We start from the raw sequence: 16,717 nt of genomic DNA, 5'->3' as shown, positions 1-16,717 counted from the left end.
CATATACTATTTTAAGAATGCATCATAAGTAGTCTTAAGCACCAAAGCTGAAACAACTACCAAAAACAGAGACCTCACGAAACCACTCCCGTGCTTAATCGCCAAATGAGTACCGGCAATAGAACCAACAACCCCGCATACCGCCATTGCCAAGCCCAACATCCAAATCACATGACCACTAAAACCAAACCAGATAAGGGCGGCGACATTGCATGCAACATTCAACACTTTAGCCGAGGCCGAGGCATGAAGGAAGTCATAACCGAAGATACGTACAAAAATAAAGATGAAAAAACTACCCGTACCGGGGCCAAAGAATCCATCATAGAATCCAATCACAGCTCCAACCAGCATAGCCATATACAACTCTTTGCTACCGCTATACAAAGGGCGGAAGCAGCTACCCAAATCCTTCTTCCAAAAAGTGTACACAGCAATCATCGCCAAAATAAATGGCAAAGCTTTCCGTAAATAAGTAGGCGGAATATGCGTCACCGTAACCGCACCAGCAAACGAGAGAAAGAAGGCCATTAAGGCAGCTGGTAAAATAACGCGCCATTTCAACTGCACAGTGCGGACATAATTCATGGCTGCTACAGAAGTACCCCAAACACCAGCCAACTTACTCGTGCCCAACAGACTAGCAGGGACTGTCGACGGAAATACGGTAAAGAGCGCGGGTAACTGGATCAACCCACCACCGCCCACAACAGCATCTACAAAGCCAGCAAAGAATGCGGCCACAGCTAATAAAACATAATCACCCACACACATCCCAATCAATTGTAAAAAAACACACTGCGAGTAGCCATTCAAATTCGCACTCACTTATGTCGCTAAAATGCATCTCAAACTAAGATTTATTGAATAAAGAAGTATCAACAAACAAGTACGCAGTAAGGATACTTCATAGACATATGCAATCAGGAAACACGGATTAAATCAAGTAAAAAAACAACTGTTGTTTGGTGAAAACAGAGACACAAGTTTGATTGACATGCCATACCAGAAGATGGTCTCATTACGCCTGCATAAATAAATGCAGGTATGCGAAAAATCAAAGACACATATATAAAGATGTGCTAAAGAATTGCCACCAAAGAGGGAAGTAGCAAAAAGTGTCAGGCTTAATCCCAGCTTGATCCCCAATAGTGTTTACCCCACACGAGGAGTATTAAATGATTGTAGAAAAAATCCTGTCGCGTTCCTTGCGACTGATGTTCACAGGTAGTGTAGTAGCAAGCATGGGCGTCATGGCTCTGCCTGCCGTGGCACAAGAAAAGAAAATGGAAACCGTGGTTGTTACAGGTACCCGTATCACTTCTCCTGGTACGACATCCAATAGCCCTATTGGTTCCATCTCAGCGGAAGAAATCAAATCTGCCCAACCAGTGGCGGTTGAAGAATTTTTTAAAGGTTTGCCAGCGGCTGTTCCAGCTATCGGCCCAGGTACCAACAATGGTACGGGTGGTGCGGCAACCATTGACTTGCGTGGTTTAGGTTCCAACCGTACTCTAGTTCTGGTTAATGGTCGTCGTCTGGTACCTTACGACTTAGGTGGCACGGTCGATACCAACTCGATTCCTATCGCCTTATTGAGCCGTGTAGACTTAGTTACTGGTGGTGCTTCCGTAGTGTACGGTGCAGACGCGGTCTCTGGTGTCGCCAACTTTAATTTGAAAAAGAACTTCCAAGGTTTCGAAGTTAATACCTCCTACGGTTCGACTAGCAAGTCCGATGCTAAGCGCAATCGCACCGATGTAACTATGGGTGCAAGCTTAGATGAAGGCCGTGGTAACGTCGTATTGAGCTTGGGTCGCACTAAAACTGATCCGCTAACACAAGGTACACGTGCCTATGGTAAGAGTGCGCTCAATTCTATTTCTGGTGCACCAGATGGTTCTGGAACGACAGTACCTGCCGCAATGTCGACAGTAAAAGGTACTGGCGGTACTGACACTTTAGCTGGCGCATGGCAAATCGACCCTGCAACAGGAAAATTGGTACAACCGGTCAGCCTATACAATTTTAACCCGTTGAACTATTACGTTACGGGCTTAGATCGTTCTCAAGCCACTTCATTGGCTAACTACAAAATCAACGATAATTTTGAAGTCTACGGTGAATTGTTCTACACAGCCAGCAAAGTGGCGTCCACATTGGCTGAATCAGGCACCTTCAACAATACCTTCAATGTGCCAATTGGCAATCCTTTCATCCCAGCAGCAGCACGTGATCAATTGTGTCAACGTCGCGGTATCGCTGCAGCTGATTGCGTTGTTGGTAACACAACCATCGTACCTTTGACGATCGGTCGCCGTATCACTGAAATGGGTCCACGTTTCAACGATTTCGATAACAAGACACTGCAATACACTATCGGTACTAAAGGTGAAATCGCTGGTTCTTGGAACTACGATGCTTACTGGAGCCGTGGCACAGCAGATCAAACGCAAATTCGTAAAAACTGGGGTTCATTATCCAAAGTTAAGCAAGCGCTCAATTCCGTCGCAGTTGGCAAATGCGTTGATGCATCCAACGGTTGCGTACCTTTAAACGTGTGGGGTGCTGCCGGTTCTATCACGCCTGAACAAGTTGCTTACATCAACCAAAGCGCAATTCTGTTACAAGGTGTTGAGCAAGACGTAGGTGCGATATCAACTTCCGGTGACTTGGGCAACATCAAGAGTCCATGGGCGAAAGATCCTATCAGCGTATCCGTCAGTGCTGAACAGCGTAAGTTGACCGCTTATACAAGATCTGATGCAGTATCTCAGATACAAGGTGAAGTGCTCGGCACTGGTGCTCCAACACCAGATCGTACAGGTAGTTTCAAATTGAAAGAATACGCAGTTGAAGCTGCGATTCCTTTGATCAAAGACTTACCATTCATTCGTTCTTTAAATGCTGAAATTGGCTATCGTCAAACCAACTTTGCGACAGCTAAAAAGTCTCAAGATTACGGCAGCTACAAATACGGTGGCGAATGGACACCTGTACAAATGCTGCGCTTCCGCGGTATGGTCCAAAAAGCGACACGCGCACCTAACGTGAATGAATTGTTTGCGCCAGCGGTAACAGGCTTAAGCAACTTGGCAACCGATCCATGCCAATTAGATTTGATCAACGCTGGACAAGCAAATACAGCTGGTACCTTATCGAACCTGTGCCGTTTAACTGGCGTTCCAACTAGCGTCATTGGCTCACTCGATAAACCATCGGCTGGTCAAATCAATCGTCAAACAGGTGGCAACCCTAACCTAGGCCCTGAAGAAGCGAAAACCAAAACTATCGGTTTTGTGATTGAACCATTACCAAAATTGGCGATTAGTCTCGATTACTACAAAATCGATATTACTAAGGCAATTTCTTCTCCTACAACTACCGACGTTCTTGATGGTTGCTACTCACCAAAGTTTAACCCTGGTTACACTTTAAATGCGTCTTGCGCATTGATTGGTCGTAGCGCGGCGAATGGTAGTTTCAATGGCGTAGATTCCAAAGGTGTGATCACAGGTTCATCTAACTTAGGTACACAAAGCACTGCCGGTTACGACTTGAGCGTGAAATACCAAGTTCCAATGACTACTTTGGGCCTGGACTCAAAATATGGTCGCTTGGATTTAGGCTTCGATTTGAACAAAACAACGTCATATCATGCACAACCAACACCAGCGTCTATCGATCGTGACTGCTTAGGTTACTACTCTGTTGCTTGCGGTGGCCCAACTTACAAAAACAAATTTACACAACGTACTGCATGGACGTTTGGTGAATTCGTATTTGGCTACAACTGGCGTCATGTTAGCGGTGTAATCGAGGAACCAGGTGGCACTAACTTCTTACCTGCTTATGCAAAAATTGATGCATTTGACTACGTTGATCTGAGTGCTGTTTGGAACTTCAACAAAAATATTCGCTTCAACATTAGTATCAACAATGCTGCGAATAAAACGCCACCTATCGTTGGTTCCACTATTGGTTCCACTGGTACTAACAGCGGTAACACCTTCCCACAATACTACGATGCAGTTGGTCGTTATTTCAGTGTAGGTGCGACAATCAAGTTCTAATCTGCTTAGTACTTAAGCTCAGTACTTAAACTTCAAAATGGCGAACTTCGGTTCGCCATTTTTTTTATATTATTTTGTCTGATTCAATACCACTTCTTTGCTTTCGATCTTTACTTTGTTTAAGCTAAATGACGTCACAATTTAGCTCATAGAGATAAAAGGAAGCACATGAAAAAAATAACCTATATCACCGCTGCATTTGCAACGACGATGTTCCTCACGCTTTGTTTCAGCGCCTGCACCACAACAACGAACCAAACAACAAATCAATCCGGCTTTATGATCACTGAAGCCCAATTTGAGTCCCTATTCCCGAGACGTATTTCTTTTTACACCTATGCAGGTTTGGTCGAAGCCATTCAGGCCTATCCTGAATTTGGTAACTTTGGAAACGAAGCAGAAAACAAACGTGAAGTCGCTGCATTCCTTGCCAACATCATGCATGAGTCACATGAGCTACAGGCAATTACCGAAGTCGATACCAGCACACATGACCACTATTGCAATGATAAAAATGGAGTCCCTTGTGCAAAAGGAAAACAGTATTTTGGACGAGGTCCAATTCAACTGAGCTGGAATTTCAATTATGCCCTAGCGGGCAAAGCACTGAATTTGGATTTGCTGAATGATCCAGATATGGTGGCACGCAATCCCACCGTCGCCTGGAAAACTGCCTTGTGGTATTGGATGGAAATCAAAGGTTCTGGACCATTGCCTAGCCATGTCGCGCTCAAACAAAATCTGGGTTTTGGAGAAACCGTACGCAGTATTAACGGGGATTTGGAATGTTCCAAGCCTAGTGACAACATAGGCTATAAACAACAGCAAATGCGCATACAAAATTATTTGAAAATTACGACGATGCTCGGTGTAGACCCGGGTAAATACAAAGCCTGCTGACCGTCAATAGCAGACAATCGGTAGGGTTCGCCGTGTGTACAATGCCCCTACCGTTCACCATTCACTTCGCAACCGGCATGGTAAATTCCGCACCCTTCGCTATGCTATCTGGCCATCGCTGCATAACTGATTTATAGCGGGTATAGAAGCGAATTCCCTCTTCGCCATAGGCGTGCATATCACCAAACAAAGAACGTTTCCAGCCGCCGAATGAGTGCCATGCCATCGGTACTGGAATCGGTACATTAATGCCGACCATGCCCACCTGCACACGCCGTGAAAATTCACGAGCGGTATTTCCATCCGCAGTGAATAGTGAAACACCATTGCCAAACTCATGACGATTAATCAGCGCCAAAGCCGATGCGAAATCCGGCACCCGCACCACGCACAATACCGGGCCAAAAATTTCTTCGCGATGGATCTGCATACCTTCCTGCACGTGATCAAACAAAGAGCCGCCTAAGAAGAAACCGTGCTCATGTCCCACCACTTGCAAACCACGTCCATCGACCAGTAATTGCGCACCCTCGTTGACACCGGCGGCGATCATACTTTCTATCTTCGCTTTATGCGCAGCTGAGACCACCGGCCCCATTTCCGCTTCCGCATCCATGCCGTCACGAATCTTCAATGCACGCACTCGTGGCACTAATTTTTCTACCAATTGATCGGCAATTGCACCTACCGCCACAGCAACAGAAATCGCCATGCAACGCTCACCCGCCGAACCGTATGCCGCTCCTATCAATGCATCTACCGCCTGCTCCAAATCAGCATCAGGCATCACGACCAAGTGATTCTTAGCACCACCCAATGCCTGCACGCGTTTGCCACGCCGTGTCGCTTCTGCATAAATCGTTTCAGCAATCGGGGTTGAGCCAACGAAAGAAATTGCTGCAACATCCGGATGTGCCAACAAGCAATCTACCGCTACTTTATCGCCTTGCAGTACATTGAAAACACCGTCCGGCAAACCAGCTTTTCTAAACAAATCTGCAATCAACAAAGAAGCCGAAGGATCGCGTTCGGACGGTTTCAAAATAAAGGTATTTCCGGTCGCGATTGCCAACGGTGCCATCCACATCGGTACCATGAAGGGAAAATTAAATGGGGTAATACCGACACAAACCCCCAAAGGTTGACGGATACTCCATTGATCGATACCACCACCAATATTGTCTGAAAACTGAGTCTTCAGTAATTGCGGTAAACCGCAGGCAAACTCCACCACCTCGATACCGCGCGTCACCTCTCCCATCGCGTCCGAAAAAATCTTGCCATGCTCACGCGTAATAATGGCAGCCAATTGTTCCTGATGTTGTTCCAGCAGCGCCTTAAACTTAAACATCACCCGCGCACGTCGCAAGGGTGGTGTCTCACTCCAGGCCGGCCAAGCCGCTAGCGCGAACCCTACAGCCCGGTCTACCTCATCAACACTGGCAAGTGCCACAGTAGCGCTTTGCACGCCGCTAGCGGGGTTAAATACGGGCTGTTGACGTCCACTATTCGACGCCACCAAACTGCCGTTCATATAATGCGAGATCACTGTCATGCTTATCCTTCTGGTATTCTCCAAATCCAGCGTCTAGATTATCATGTCGGAGATTAAGTTTCGAGACGATTTACCAAACTAAATATCGACACCAAATACAATAGCTCGCGCTCCATCAATATAGTAAGGACACCATGGCACGTTCAACCAAAGCAAGTAATGCCGTACTGCGCTTAAAGCAACGCAGTAATAATGCGCCCTATTCTATGGTGAGCACAGGCAGTGGGCATTTTTATCTGGTACTAGGGCATGACCCTGAATCGCAAGAACAACTCTGTACAGCATTAGACATCGATGACTTTGTGCGCTTCGTCAATAGCGTACAAAAAGAAGCTCCACGTAAAGCCAGCAAGCTCGACATCGCTTTCGAAGCAAAATTGAAGCGATAACATTCAAGCTCAAACGGAAATACAAAAACCGACAACAACCTCAATCAAGGAAAGCTCATTTATGAAATCAAGTCTGATCATAACCCTAGCAATTGCGGGTAATTTTTGCCTAAGCACAGCGTTCGCCCAAGAACAAAAAACTACACAAGAAAAAGCAACGACCAGCACGGCGGCAAGCGCCGCAGCAACAAATCAGGAAGCTGTTGCACCAATCGCGCCAGTAACAACCGTCGCTCCTGTATTAGAAAAAATCGACACTGTCGTTGGTAGCGGTGCCGAAGCAGTCATTGGTAAAACCGTGGTCGTACATTACAGCGGTTGGCTACGTGATACCCAAGCTGAACAGCAACACGGTAAAGGTTTCGACAGCTCGATTGGTCGTGGTCCATTTAGTTTTAATCTAGGTGAAGGCCGAGTCATCAAAGGTTGGGAACAAGGTGTACAAGGTATGAAAGTCGGTGGTAAGCGCACCTTGATTATTCCTTCACAATTAGGCTACGGCTCCCGCGGAGCAGGCAAAGGCGTAATTCCACCTGACGCCGATCTGGTATTTGATATTGAGTTACTGGATGTGATTAATATGCCAGAAGTCAAAAAAATTGATAATAAACTCGGTAAAGGCACAGAAGCCATTAGTGGCAAACAAGTCACAGTTCATTACACCGGCTGGTTACGTGACCCGAAAGCCAAAGGCGAAAAAGGTAAAGAATTTGACAGCTCACGCAAACGTGACGCGTTCAGTTTCACTATCAATGGTGGCGAAGTGATTCGCGGTTGGGATCTCGGCGTGCAAGGTATGAAAATCGGCGGCAAACGCACCTTGATCATCCCAGCTGCGCTCGCTTATGGTACTCGTGAAGTTGGCAACGGTTTGATCCCTGCCAATTCAGATTTGATTTTTGAAGTTGAACTGCTAAAAGTAAAATAAATCATTTTGACGGACACCAAAACAAGCGCGCTGAAATATCTCACTGCCTATCCTGAGCATTTACAAGCTCAGGTCAGGCAGCTGCTTGAAAGCGAAAAACTGGCGCAACATCTACGCAAAAAATATCCACAAGTCCATGATATCCGCACCGATAAAGCGCTGTACCAATATGTCCAAGATTTGAAAAATGAAACACTAAGAAACGGTGATCAGATCAGTAAGGTTTTGTATGACAATAAGCTGCACGTCATCAAGAATGCTTTAGGCACACACACCTATGTATCACGAGTGCAAGGCAGTAAACTCAAGACCAAGAATGAAATCCGGATAGCCAGTCTATTTAAATATGTGCCTGAAGAATTTCTTAAGATGATCACTGTGCATGAGTTAGCACACCTGAAAGAAAAAGAACACAATAAGGCTTTCTATCAACTTTGCACCTATATAGAACCCGAGTATCATCAATACGAACTTGATTGTCGCTTGTATCTGACTCAAATTGAAGTGCATGGTGGTGAAGTCTGGAGTCAAAATATCTAGCAGTACGCAAAATCTGGAGAGCAGCATGACCTGTTTACTGGCACTCGATCAAGGCACTTCCAGTTCACGCTCAATTATTTTTAATCGTGCAGGTCAAATTATTGCCAGTGCACAGCAGGAGTTCCCGCAATACTTTCCACAATCGGGTTGGGTCGAACATGATGCGATGGAGATCTGGCACAGCCAGCTTTCCACCATCAAGCAAGTCCTAGAAAAAAGCGGCATAAATACCCAAAAAATCGCCGCCATCGGTATCACCAATCAGCGTGAAACCACCGTGGTTTGGGACAAAAAGAACGGCTATCCAATTTGTCCGGCCATCGTCTGGCAAGACCGTCGCACTAGCGCTCATTGCGATGCCTTACGTGCGCAGGGTCACAACAAAACCATACAAGAAAAAACCGGACTGGTACTTGACCCCTATTTTTCCGCGACCAAAATCGCCTGGATACTTGACCATGTTCCAGATGCGAGAAATAGAGCACAACAGGGTGAATTGGCGTTTGGCACGATAGATTCCTGGCTCGCATGGCAGCTCAGCGAACACAAATTACATGTCAGTGACGTCACCAATGCCTCGCGTACCATGCTGTGGAATATTCATCAGAATCGCTGGGACGAGGACTTGCTCACCTTATTCAATATTCCCGCAGCAATCTTGCCTGAGGTTCATCCCTCCAGTCATCATTTTGGCGATTGCCATCTGTTTGGATCGACAATACCCATCGCTGGCATCGCCGGTGATCAGCAATCCGCACTCTTTGGTCAAGCCTGTTTTAAGTCTGGTATGGCAAAAAATACCTATGGCACAGGTTGCTTCATGTTGCTACAAACAGCCGATCTGTGTAGTCAGTCACAACATGGCCTGATCAATACGGCGGCTTGCCAGATCGATCATAGACCTCAATACGCTCTGGAAGGCAGCGTCTTCATTGGCGGCGCTGTAGTGCAATGGTTGCGTGATCAATTACATCTGTTTAGCTCAGCTAGCGATATTGAAGCACTGGCGAATAGCGTACCAGATAGCGACGGTGTGATCTTTGTGCCCGCATTTGCTGGACTTGGCGCGCCCTATTGGGATCCGCACGTCAAAGGTGCCATCTTAGGCATACATCGAGGCACTCAAGCTGCTCATATCGCCCGAGCGGCCATCGAAGCGATCGCCTTCCAAAGCGCCGAGCTACTGTTCGCGATGCAAAACGACAGCCATACGACCATCAGCGAATTACGTGTCGACGGCGGCGCTGCATCAAACAACACTTTGCTACAATTTCAAGCCGACTTACTAGGCATCCCCGTCATCCGTCCCGACATTTTAGAAACCACAGCCTTAGGCAGCGCTTACCTGGCGGGATTACAGATAGGCGTCTATGCTGATCTAGAGGAATGTAGTATGTTGTGGAAACAGCAGCAAAGTTTTCTGCCCAGTATCACGCGCGACTCTGCACACAATTTAATGCAAAACTGGAAGAAAACCGTACAAGGCTTACGCCAATTTTAGAAATTACAACACGATAATTTGTTCAATTTTAAAGAGGAAAAACATCATGCGTCTACTAAAACGGTTGTTGATAGGCTTGGCCGCTGTCATTTTAATTTTGATTGCTGCTGCCTATATGATGCCCAATCAATATGGTGTAATCCGCAGCATCAAAATTAATACTTCTCCAGAAAAAATTTATCCTTTAATTGCGACGCCAAAAGAATGGAAAAAATGGTCAGTCTGGAATCAACGTGACCCCAACATGGAAATGCTGTTTTCAGGACCAGAAACAGGTGCCGGTGCGGCCTGGGATTGGAAGAGTAAAAGTGAAGGTAATGGTGGCATGAAATTTACTAAAGTCACCACCAATCAAGTCATCCACTATGAATTGTATTTTGAAGATATGGGCAAACCTTCTACAGGTAACTTGAGTTTAGAATCGGATGGCACATCAACAAAAGTCACCTGGACCATGACGGGCACTAGCGAGGGTAATTTCATGATGAAATTATTTGCCCCATTTATGGACAAAATGGTCGGGCCAGATTTTGATAGCGGCTTAAAAAATCTAAAACTAGTTGCTGAAAAAAATTAAGCTCCATCAAATAAGCAAACATAACTAAAAATAAAAAAAAGCGAGGGAAGAAATTCTTCTTCCCTCGCTTTTTTATACTTAATACTTAAATAGAAAAAGTAGAGTGTGTCTTTCCTATCCTACTAATTCCTGACTTTAATTACTTACTGCGACTGCTGACGCATGGTAGCAAACGCCGCCTTCATTTTCTCAGAAGCAGGCGTACCCAACTTGCTACCTATTACCACCGCCAAACAAGCAAAGAAAAATCCTGGTACCAATTCATACAAGCCTAGCCATTTAAACTCGCCCCACACCAATACTGTCAACGCACCGACAAACATACCTGCCAAAGCGCCGTTACGATTCATATTAGGCCAGATCAAAGACAACAATACTACTGGTCCGAAAGCAGCGCCAAAACCAGCCCAAGCGTTACTGACTAATCCCAACACGCTGCTGGTAGGATTTGATGCTATTGCGATAGAGATCACCGCAATCACCAAAACCATCATACGGCCAAACCAGACCAATTCTTTTTGCGAGGCATTCGGGCGGAAAAAAGGTTTATAAAAATCTTCGGTCAAAGCCGATGAGCAAACCAATAACTGACAAGACAAAGTACTCATCACCGCTGCCAAAATGGCTGACAACAAAATACCGGCTATCCATGGATTAAACAAAATTTGTGACAAAGAGATGAACACAGTTTCTTTATTCGCAGTCACAGCACCAGCCTGATCAGGATGCATCGCAAAATAAGCGATACCGAAGAAACCTACTGCAATTGCACCACCCAAACACAAGATCATCCACGTCATACCGATACGACGCGCATTCTTAATCGTCGCAAAACTTTCAGCCGCCATAAAACGCGCCAAAATATGCGGCTGTCCCATATAACCTAAACCCCAAGCCAATAAAGAGATGATGCCGATGAACGAGGTACCACTGAACAGATCCGTATATTTAGGATTGATATTTTGAATCACCGTAATCGCTTCACTGAAACCACCGACATGCATGATCACCATGACTGGCGCTAATAACAAAGCAAAAATCATCAAAGTTGCTTGCACGGTATCAGTCCAACTAACCGCCAAAAAGCCACCAATAAACACATAAATAATCGTTGCTGCCGCTCCAGCCCACAACGAAACTTCATAGCTCATGCCAAAAGTTTGCTGGAACAAGCGCGCACCTGCCACCATACCTGAAGCACAATAAATCGTAAAAAAGACCAAAATGACCAGTGCAGAAATAATCCTCAATAACTTACTGGTGTCTTCAAACCGATGCGTAAAATAGTCGGGCAAAGTTAAAGCATTATTCGTCAACTCAGTATACACACGCAGACGCCCTGCTACCAAATGCCAGTTAAACCAGGCACCTAAAGTCAAACCAATCGCAATCCAACTTTCGGATACACCAGAAAAATATAATGCCCCTGGCAAGCCCATTAACAGCCAACCACTCATATCCGAGGCGCCCGCACTCATCGCGGTAACAAAGGCACCCAAACTACGCCCACCCAAAATATAATCTGACAAATTATTGGTAAAACGCCATGCGGCAAATCCTATGCCTATCATTGCAAGTATATAAATGATGAAGGTGATACTGGTAGGGTTACTAAAATCCATCTCCGTGCTGCCTTTCTTTTTTAGTGTAATTATTTAGAATGCTTATGATCATTTTTTAAACGACAGGGGTAAGCAAGAACGCAGTATCGCTCAAGCCTGTTAATCTAACAAGAACAGAAAACCTTGGCATTGCCTGAATACTAAGACTAGAATTCTATTTGGCAGTTCCTTACTTTTTGACGTAAAAATTCAAGTAAATATAAACGCTTACAGAGCTCCAAAATTAGCGACGATTGTTTTTAAAATTCGTGAAAAAGTATCTGCTTATTTTGTAGGTGTAATTAGCGTGAATATTTCTTTGCCACTTTCTGCTTACCTAATCAACTATACTCAAATAAAAAAAACACTCGAATTGTTAATAATTTGCAGCTAACGACTACTCAATATTTTTCACTTTGCAAAAAGGCGCTATGCAGAAAAATCGATTTGATCGACGCATACTTTTTATTCTTGTTCTGCTAGTTCACGTGGCCATAATTTTGCAATGGAAAAATAGGCTTCTTCCTTCCTATCCCGCAACAAATACCGATAAAATCTTGCTTCTTCTCTCTTTATCACAACAAAATTTAGGCTTCGAAGTCAGCAAACAAAAAACAATTCAAGCAATCAAACCTAGATTAACAATACAACTCGCTAGCAAAAAAAATAGCGAAAAATCAAAATCAATCACTGTCACCAATCAAACACAAGAATCCATTTCACAAGCTGAAATTCAAGTGGCGCCTTTGACCATACAAAAAGATATTCGTGAATTGAGTCTGGGTTTAAAGGAGGATTTTCTAAAACAAGAAAAAAACTTCCGGCCTGACAGTAAAAGCAGCACTGAAAATATGAAAAAATTTTCGAATGCCTTATCCGATGCAGCCCAAGTTCAAAGAGAAGGCGTGATTATCGAAAAGAAGTTTGCCTACGATGGTAGACCAGTAAGTAAAGTCAAAACACCTTACGGCACTTACTGCGTACGACATCCCAAAGCTGGAGAAAAACTAGAATTATCGCCACCACCACTTCCAGTAACCTGTGGCCAGCTATAAAGCCATTAAAAAAGCTAGTTCATAAACACAAATCAACAAAAATTCAAACTCACTGTATTTTTGTCATAAACCTGTCACCTGATCGGCCTAGAGTGCTTCTACTTCTAGCAAACTATCAGGTGAACTTCATGAATACGAAAGCATTCTTTCATAGCAAATCTAGCGATACCGCTTTTAAGGCTACTATTCTTGATTCCTTTTCAGCCAGCAAATTCTTTACTGAACGTAAACCTCAAAACAAGCTAATCCAATCACAAACTTGGGCTGACAGTCATATTGATTTAATCGCGCTTAATCTGAAACCAGCTGCCAATATTGTGACCATCGCTGCCGGTGCTTGCCACGCTTTGGCTTACCTGAGTGCGAAACCCGCTGCTATTCACTGCATAGACGAGAATGCTGCTCAACTTGCGCTGCTAGAAATAAAAGCAAAAGCCTTGATTCATTTACCTGACTATGACGCCGTTCTCAAATTCTTAGCGCAGCCCCATCAAAGCGATAATTTGAAACGATATCAACGTCATTTGCGCGCAAATTTATCCGATCAAGCCAGCCACTACTGGCAAAAACGCAATCTGCTTGGCCGCCCTCGATACTATGCGTTTAGCGATAATTTACAAGAACATGGTTACTACAACAGCAGTCTGCGTGCTTTACGATTTATATTGATTCAATTGGGTGCCCGTTTTGACAAACTTCATCAAGCGAAAGATTTGGCGCAACAAAATCTTATTTTCGAACAAGCCATTTTGCCTGCACTACAAAACAAATATTTTCAATTCCTAATGCAACGTCGCTACGTGCTAAACCGATTAGGCTTTAATCAAAATCAGATTACCCGACTCAAAAATGCCAACCAAGACGAGTTATCACAAATTTTGATACAAAGATTACGTCGCTTGCTATGTGATTTTAGTATTCAAGAAAACCATTTCGCCCAGCAAGTCATAGGACAAACTTACCAGATACAACAACAGCAAAGCCTACCCCTATATTTACAAAAAGACGTTTTTCCGCAATTACGCCAATTTGCCCATCGCGTTCATCCGCATCAACACCGTCTGATCGATTTTCTGCAACAACAGAGTGAACAATCAATTGATGCTTTTGTCTTGCAGGATCATCTCGATTATTTACACCCAGACGAAATCAAAACCTTATGGCAAGAAATTAATCGCTGTGCGGCTCCGGGTGCAAAAGTCTTAATACGCAGCCTGGGAACCCAATTACCAATACCGCAAAGTGTTTTTCAGTCGGATGATGACATCATTTGGCAAACCAATGCTACGCGTAATCAAGAATTACAGAATAGAGACAGGTGTGCTCTCTACGGTTCTCTATTTGTATTTGAAAAAATAATTAAAAACCAATAAATTTCTGTGGATAAGTCTCTGTATATCTCAAGGATCTTATGTGCAAAAGCACCTGAGCTTTCCACAGTCTAAATCTTATGCAGAATCTATTCTTTTTCTGTACAAGCATTGTCCTAGTCTTTATCCTTAGCCTAAATCCTTGATTTAAATCCGGTAAACCGGCTTATCCACAAAATTCGTCCGCGTTAACTACTACTACTATGTATATATATACCTTATGTATACAAAACAAAGCTGCTTTCCTTTTTTGTTCTTCTCTTAAAAATCCATGTCAAATTCAATCAAACCCAACACCACAGGTCTAATCTTTGCCATGCGTGAAGAACAAGAAGGATTACAAAGCTTTATTCAGAACAAAAAAGTTCATCACATTGCCAAACGCGATTTCATACAAGGTGAACTATGGGGACATCCAGTCGTCATGGTGCTATCGGGAATAGGGAAAGTTGCAGCAGCCAGTACAACTAGCCTCTTAATTCATCATTTTCAAGTGAATCAATTGATTTTAAGCGGTGTAGCTGGCTCCACTGACCCTGTTCTAAAGGTGGGAGACATTGTGATAGGTAAAGAGCTGTTACAACACGATATAGATGCTTCTCCGTTATTTCCACGTTTTGAAATTCCATTGACTGGTAAGTCACGTTTTTTTGCTCAAAAAGACTTACTAAACGAGGTGCAAAACGCAACGACACGATTTATTCAAAGCATGAAGCAGCATTTTTCCTCTGCACAATTAGACGAATTTCAATTGCAAAACGTAAAGCTGCATACCGGACTAATTGCTAGCGGTGATCAATTTATTCATGACAGCTCTGTCTTAAATCAGTTAAAACAAGCTTTGCCTGATTTGTTGGCAGTGGAGATGGAAGGTGCCGCCATTGCTCAAGTTTGTGAAGAGCATGACTTGGCTTTTGTGATAATAAGAACGATTTCTGATAGTGCAAATGAAACAGCACATATCGATTTTTTGAGTTTTGTAAAAAACGTCGCTGCGCCATATTCCTTGGGAATTTTGAAGAATTACTTTGAAAATCGAATAAAAAGCTAAATTGAAACAACAAAGCAAAAAATATTTTTGTGGATAAAGTTGTGGGTAAACTTTGCAGATTTTGTGTAAAAGTAGCTCACTTATTCAAGTACAAAAACTTATACAAAATTTGTTGAGTTCTCATACAAGATTTTTACGCCTACTTATATTTTTTCTAAAGTCATGATTTTAAAAAGTAAAACAGGCTTATCCACAAAATAAAACAACGTTAACAACTACTACTATTCATATATATAAACTTATTCAATTAAAAGAAAAAAGATATTTTTTCCCGCATAAAAAAAGCTGCTGAAATAAATCACATTTGTTGAAATAAATGGGTATGATTGCGGCTCACTTCGAGTTTCTCGGAACTTCCTTTTAACCCCAACATTTGTCGACCACGAAAATCCCGTGATACTTCTGCAATTGCACTAACCCTAACCAAAGTTGATCGATGAATACGCCAAAATTCTTTAGGATCTAATTCATCTTCTAATTCTTTTAAGGTTTTACGAATCAAAAATTCAGCTTGTTCTGTTTGTACTAAAGTATATTTTTCATCCGATTTAAAAAATAAGATTTCTTTCGTACTGATCATACGTAAAGTGGTTCCAACACTGGCTTGTATCCAACGTAAATATTCACGTTGTTGTCCCTGTTGATGTTGCATTAATTGGTTCAATAATTGTTCGACTTGTTTTGATTGTGATGTTTGTTCAGGAATCTTCGTCAAATCAATTTGAGACTCCATTTGATTATTTGTATCAATGTTTTGATGAGCATGTTTTTCTTCTACTCTTTGTTGCAAACGCTGACAGGTTTGTATCAACCTATCGTTATCAATTGGCTTTAATAGATAATCCATTGCTCCACGTTCAAAGGCTTCAATTGCATATTCGTCATAAGCGGTGACAAAAATAATTAAGGCTTGTTTTGCTAACTGAGTTGCTGCTTCAATACCGTTTTTACCAGGCATACGAATATCTAAAAAAATGATATCAGGGCCATGTAACTGGGCTTCTTCTATCGCCACAATTCCATTAGCAGCTTCTGCAACTATCTGCAAATCAGGCCATATTTTTTTTAATTTAGATCTGAGATGATCACGCATTGGTGTTTCATCATCAACGATCATGGCGGTAGTAGTTTTCATAGGACAGAATAGTTTTCTAATGTGGGCGTCAATATTAAATTT

General features: G+C 43.3%; 14 protein-coding genes. 10 read left to right on the top strand and 4 right to left on the bottom strand.

Going from position 1 to position 16,717, the window contains the following annotated elements; all coding sequences use genetic code 11:
• Positions 1-6: 6 nt before the first annotated feature.
• Positions 7-768 (bottom strand): TSUP family transporter, encoded by a 762-nt coding sequence (locus ACO0KZ_RS05105; protein ID WP_422993408.1) that lies wholly within the window; start codon positions 766-768, stop codon positions 7-9.
• A 410-nt stretch (positions 769-1,178) separates the two neighbouring features.
• Between ACO0KZ_RS05105 and ACO0KZ_RS05100 the strand changes: the two genes are divergently transcribed.
• On the top strand, positions 1,179-4,073 hold the full coding sequence (locus tag ACO0KZ_RS05100) for a TonB-dependent receptor domain-containing protein (RefSeq protein WP_422993406.1): 2,895 nt from the start codon (positions 1,179-1,181) through the stop codon (positions 4,071-4,073).
• A 168-nt stretch (positions 4,074-4,241) separates the two neighbouring features.
• Complete coding sequence (locus ACO0KZ_RS05095) at positions 4,242-4,973, top strand: chitinase (protein ID WP_422993404.1); 732 nt, start codon at positions 4,242-4,244, stop codon at positions 4,971-4,973.
• 61 nt (positions 4,974-5,034) lie between these two features.
• Here the strand turns inward: ACO0KZ_RS05095 and ACO0KZ_RS05090 are convergent, their stop codons facing one another.
• The gene (locus tag ACO0KZ_RS05090) at positions 5,035-6,528 is read right to left on the bottom strand and encodes a CoA-acylating methylmalonate-semialdehyde dehydrogenase (RefSeq protein WP_422993402.1); all 1,494 of its coding nucleotides are present in this window, start codon (positions 6,526-6,528) and stop codon (positions 5,035-5,037) included.
• A gap of 134 nt (positions 6,529-6,662) precedes the next feature.
• Here ACO0KZ_RS05090 and ACO0KZ_RS05085 point away from each other — a divergent pair, with 134 nt between their 5' ends.
• From ACO0KZ_RS05085 to ACO0KZ_RS05065, 5 genes are all read left to right on the top strand, one after another.
• On the top strand, positions 6,663-6,917 hold the full coding sequence (locus tag ACO0KZ_RS05085; RefSeq protein WP_422993400.1) for a hypothetical protein: 255 nt from the start codon (positions 6,663-6,665) through the stop codon (positions 6,915-6,917).
• Between the two features lie 61 nt (positions 6,918-6,978).
• Complete coding sequence (locus tag ACO0KZ_RS05080) at positions 6,979-7,845, top strand: FKBP-type peptidyl-prolyl cis-trans isomerase (protein WP_422993398.1); 867 nt, start codon at positions 6,979-6,981, stop codon at positions 7,843-7,845.
• A gap of 6 nt (positions 7,846-7,851) precedes the next feature.
• Complete coding sequence (locus tag ACO0KZ_RS05075; protein WP_422993396.1) at positions 7,852-8,385, top strand: YgjP-like metallopeptidase domain-containing protein; 534 nt, start codon at positions 7,852-7,854, stop codon at positions 8,383-8,385.
• A gap of 25 nt (positions 8,386-8,410) precedes the next feature.
• Complete coding sequence (gene glpK / locus ACO0KZ_RS05070) at positions 8,411-9,886, top strand: glycerol kinase GlpK (RefSeq protein WP_422993394.1); 1,476 nt, start codon at positions 8,411-8,413, stop codon at positions 9,884-9,886.
• Positions 9,887-9,932: 46 nt separating this feature from the next.
• A complete protein-coding gene (locus ACO0KZ_RS05065) occupies positions 9,933-10,463 on the top strand; it encodes an SRPBCC family protein (RefSeq protein ID WP_422993392.1) in 531 nt (176 codons plus the stop codon).
• A 143-nt stretch (positions 10,464-10,606) separates the two neighbouring features.
• On the opposite strand, the gene putP is transcribed toward ACO0KZ_RS05065, so the two are convergent.
• A complete protein-coding gene (putP, locus tag ACO0KZ_RS05060) occupies positions 10,607-12,085 on the bottom strand; it encodes a sodium/proline symporter PutP (RefSeq protein WP_422993390.1) in 1,479 nt (492 codons plus the stop codon).
• A 536-nt stretch (positions 12,086-12,621) separates the two neighbouring features.
• Between putP and ACO0KZ_RS05055 the strand changes: the two genes are divergently transcribed.
• From ACO0KZ_RS05055 to ACO0KZ_RS05045, 3 genes are all read left to right on the top strand, one after another.
• The gene (locus tag ACO0KZ_RS05055; protein WP_422993388.1) at positions 12,622-13,119 is read left to right on the top strand and encodes a hypothetical protein; all 498 of its coding nucleotides are present in this window, start codon (positions 12,622-12,624) and stop codon (positions 13,117-13,119) included.
• Positions 13,120-13,247: 128 nt separating this feature from the next.
• A complete protein-coding gene (locus ACO0KZ_RS05050; RefSeq protein ID WP_422993386.1) occupies positions 13,248-14,492 on the top strand; it encodes a DUF3419 family protein in 1,245 nt (414 codons plus the stop codon).
• 268 nt (positions 14,493-14,760) lie between these two features.
• Positions 14,761-15,540 carry a 5'-methylthioadenosine/adenosylhomocysteine nucleosidase gene (locus ACO0KZ_RS05045; RefSeq protein ID WP_422993384.1) on the top strand — a complete coding sequence of 260 codons (780 nt, stop codon included), beginning with the start codon at positions 14,761-14,763 and terminating at the stop codon, positions 15,538-15,540.
• Between the two features lie 298 nt (positions 15,541-15,838).
• Here ACO0KZ_RS05045 and ACO0KZ_RS05040 read toward each other — a convergent pair whose 3' ends face one another.
• A complete protein-coding gene (locus ACO0KZ_RS05040; protein ID WP_422993382.1) occupies positions 15,839-16,675 on the bottom strand; it encodes a LytR/AlgR family response regulator transcription factor in 837 nt (278 codons plus the stop codon).
• Between the last annotated feature and the right edge of the window lie 42 nt (positions 16,676-16,717).

The sequence above is a fragment of the Undibacterium sp. Di24W genome, assembly GCF_049340325.1.
Taxonomy (GTDB): domain Bacteria; phylum Pseudomonadota; class Gammaproteobacteria; order Burkholderiales; family Burkholderiaceae_D; genus Undibacterium.
Note: the sequence above shows the minus strand (reverse complement) of the source record. Positions and strands in the feature narration are given on the sequence as shown.

Bases quoted from the DNA above. Each gene is read 5' to 3' on its own strand.
- ACO0KZ_RS05045 (WP_422993384.1), top strand. From the start codon at position 14,761: ATGTCAAATTCAATCAAACCCAACACCACAGGTCTAATCTTTGCCATG.
- ACO0KZ_RS05090 (WP_422993402.1), bottom strand. From the start codon at position 6,528: ATGACAGTGATCTCGCATTATATGAACGGCAGTTTGGTGGCGTCGAAT.
- ACO0KZ_RS05095 (WP_422993404.1), top strand. From the start codon at position 4,242: ATGAAAAAAATAACCTATATCACCGCTGCATTTGCAACGACGATGTTC.
- ACO0KZ_RS05080 (WP_422993398.1), top strand. From the start codon at position 6,979: ATGAAATCAAGTCTGATCATAACCCTAGCAATTGCGGGTAATTTTTGC.
- ACO0KZ_RS05050 (WP_422993386.1), top strand. From the start codon at position 13,248: ATGAATACGAAAGCATTCTTTCATAGCAAATCTAGCGATACCGCTTTT.
- ACO0KZ_RS05100 (WP_422993406.1), top strand. From the start codon at position 1,179: ATGATTGTAGAAAAAATCCTGTCGCGTTCCTTGCGACTGATGTTCACA.
- ACO0KZ_RS05085 (WP_422993400.1), top strand. From the start codon at position 6,663: ATGGCACGTTCAACCAAAGCAAGTAATGCCGTACTGCGCTTAAAGCAA.
- glpK (WP_422993394.1), top strand. From the start codon at position 8,411: ATGACCTGTTTACTGGCACTCGATCAAGGCACTTCCAGTTCACGCTCA.
- putP (WP_422993390.1), bottom strand. From the start codon at position 12,085: ATGGATTTTAGTAACCCTACCAGTATCACCTTCATCATTTATATACTT.
- ACO0KZ_RS05065 (WP_422993392.1), top strand. From the start codon at position 9,933: ATGCGTCTACTAAAACGGTTGTTGATAGGCTTGGCCGCTGTCATTTTA.
- ACO0KZ_RS05040 (WP_422993382.1), bottom strand. From the start codon at position 16,675: ATGAAAACTACTACCGCCATGATCGTTGATGATGAAACACCAATGCGT.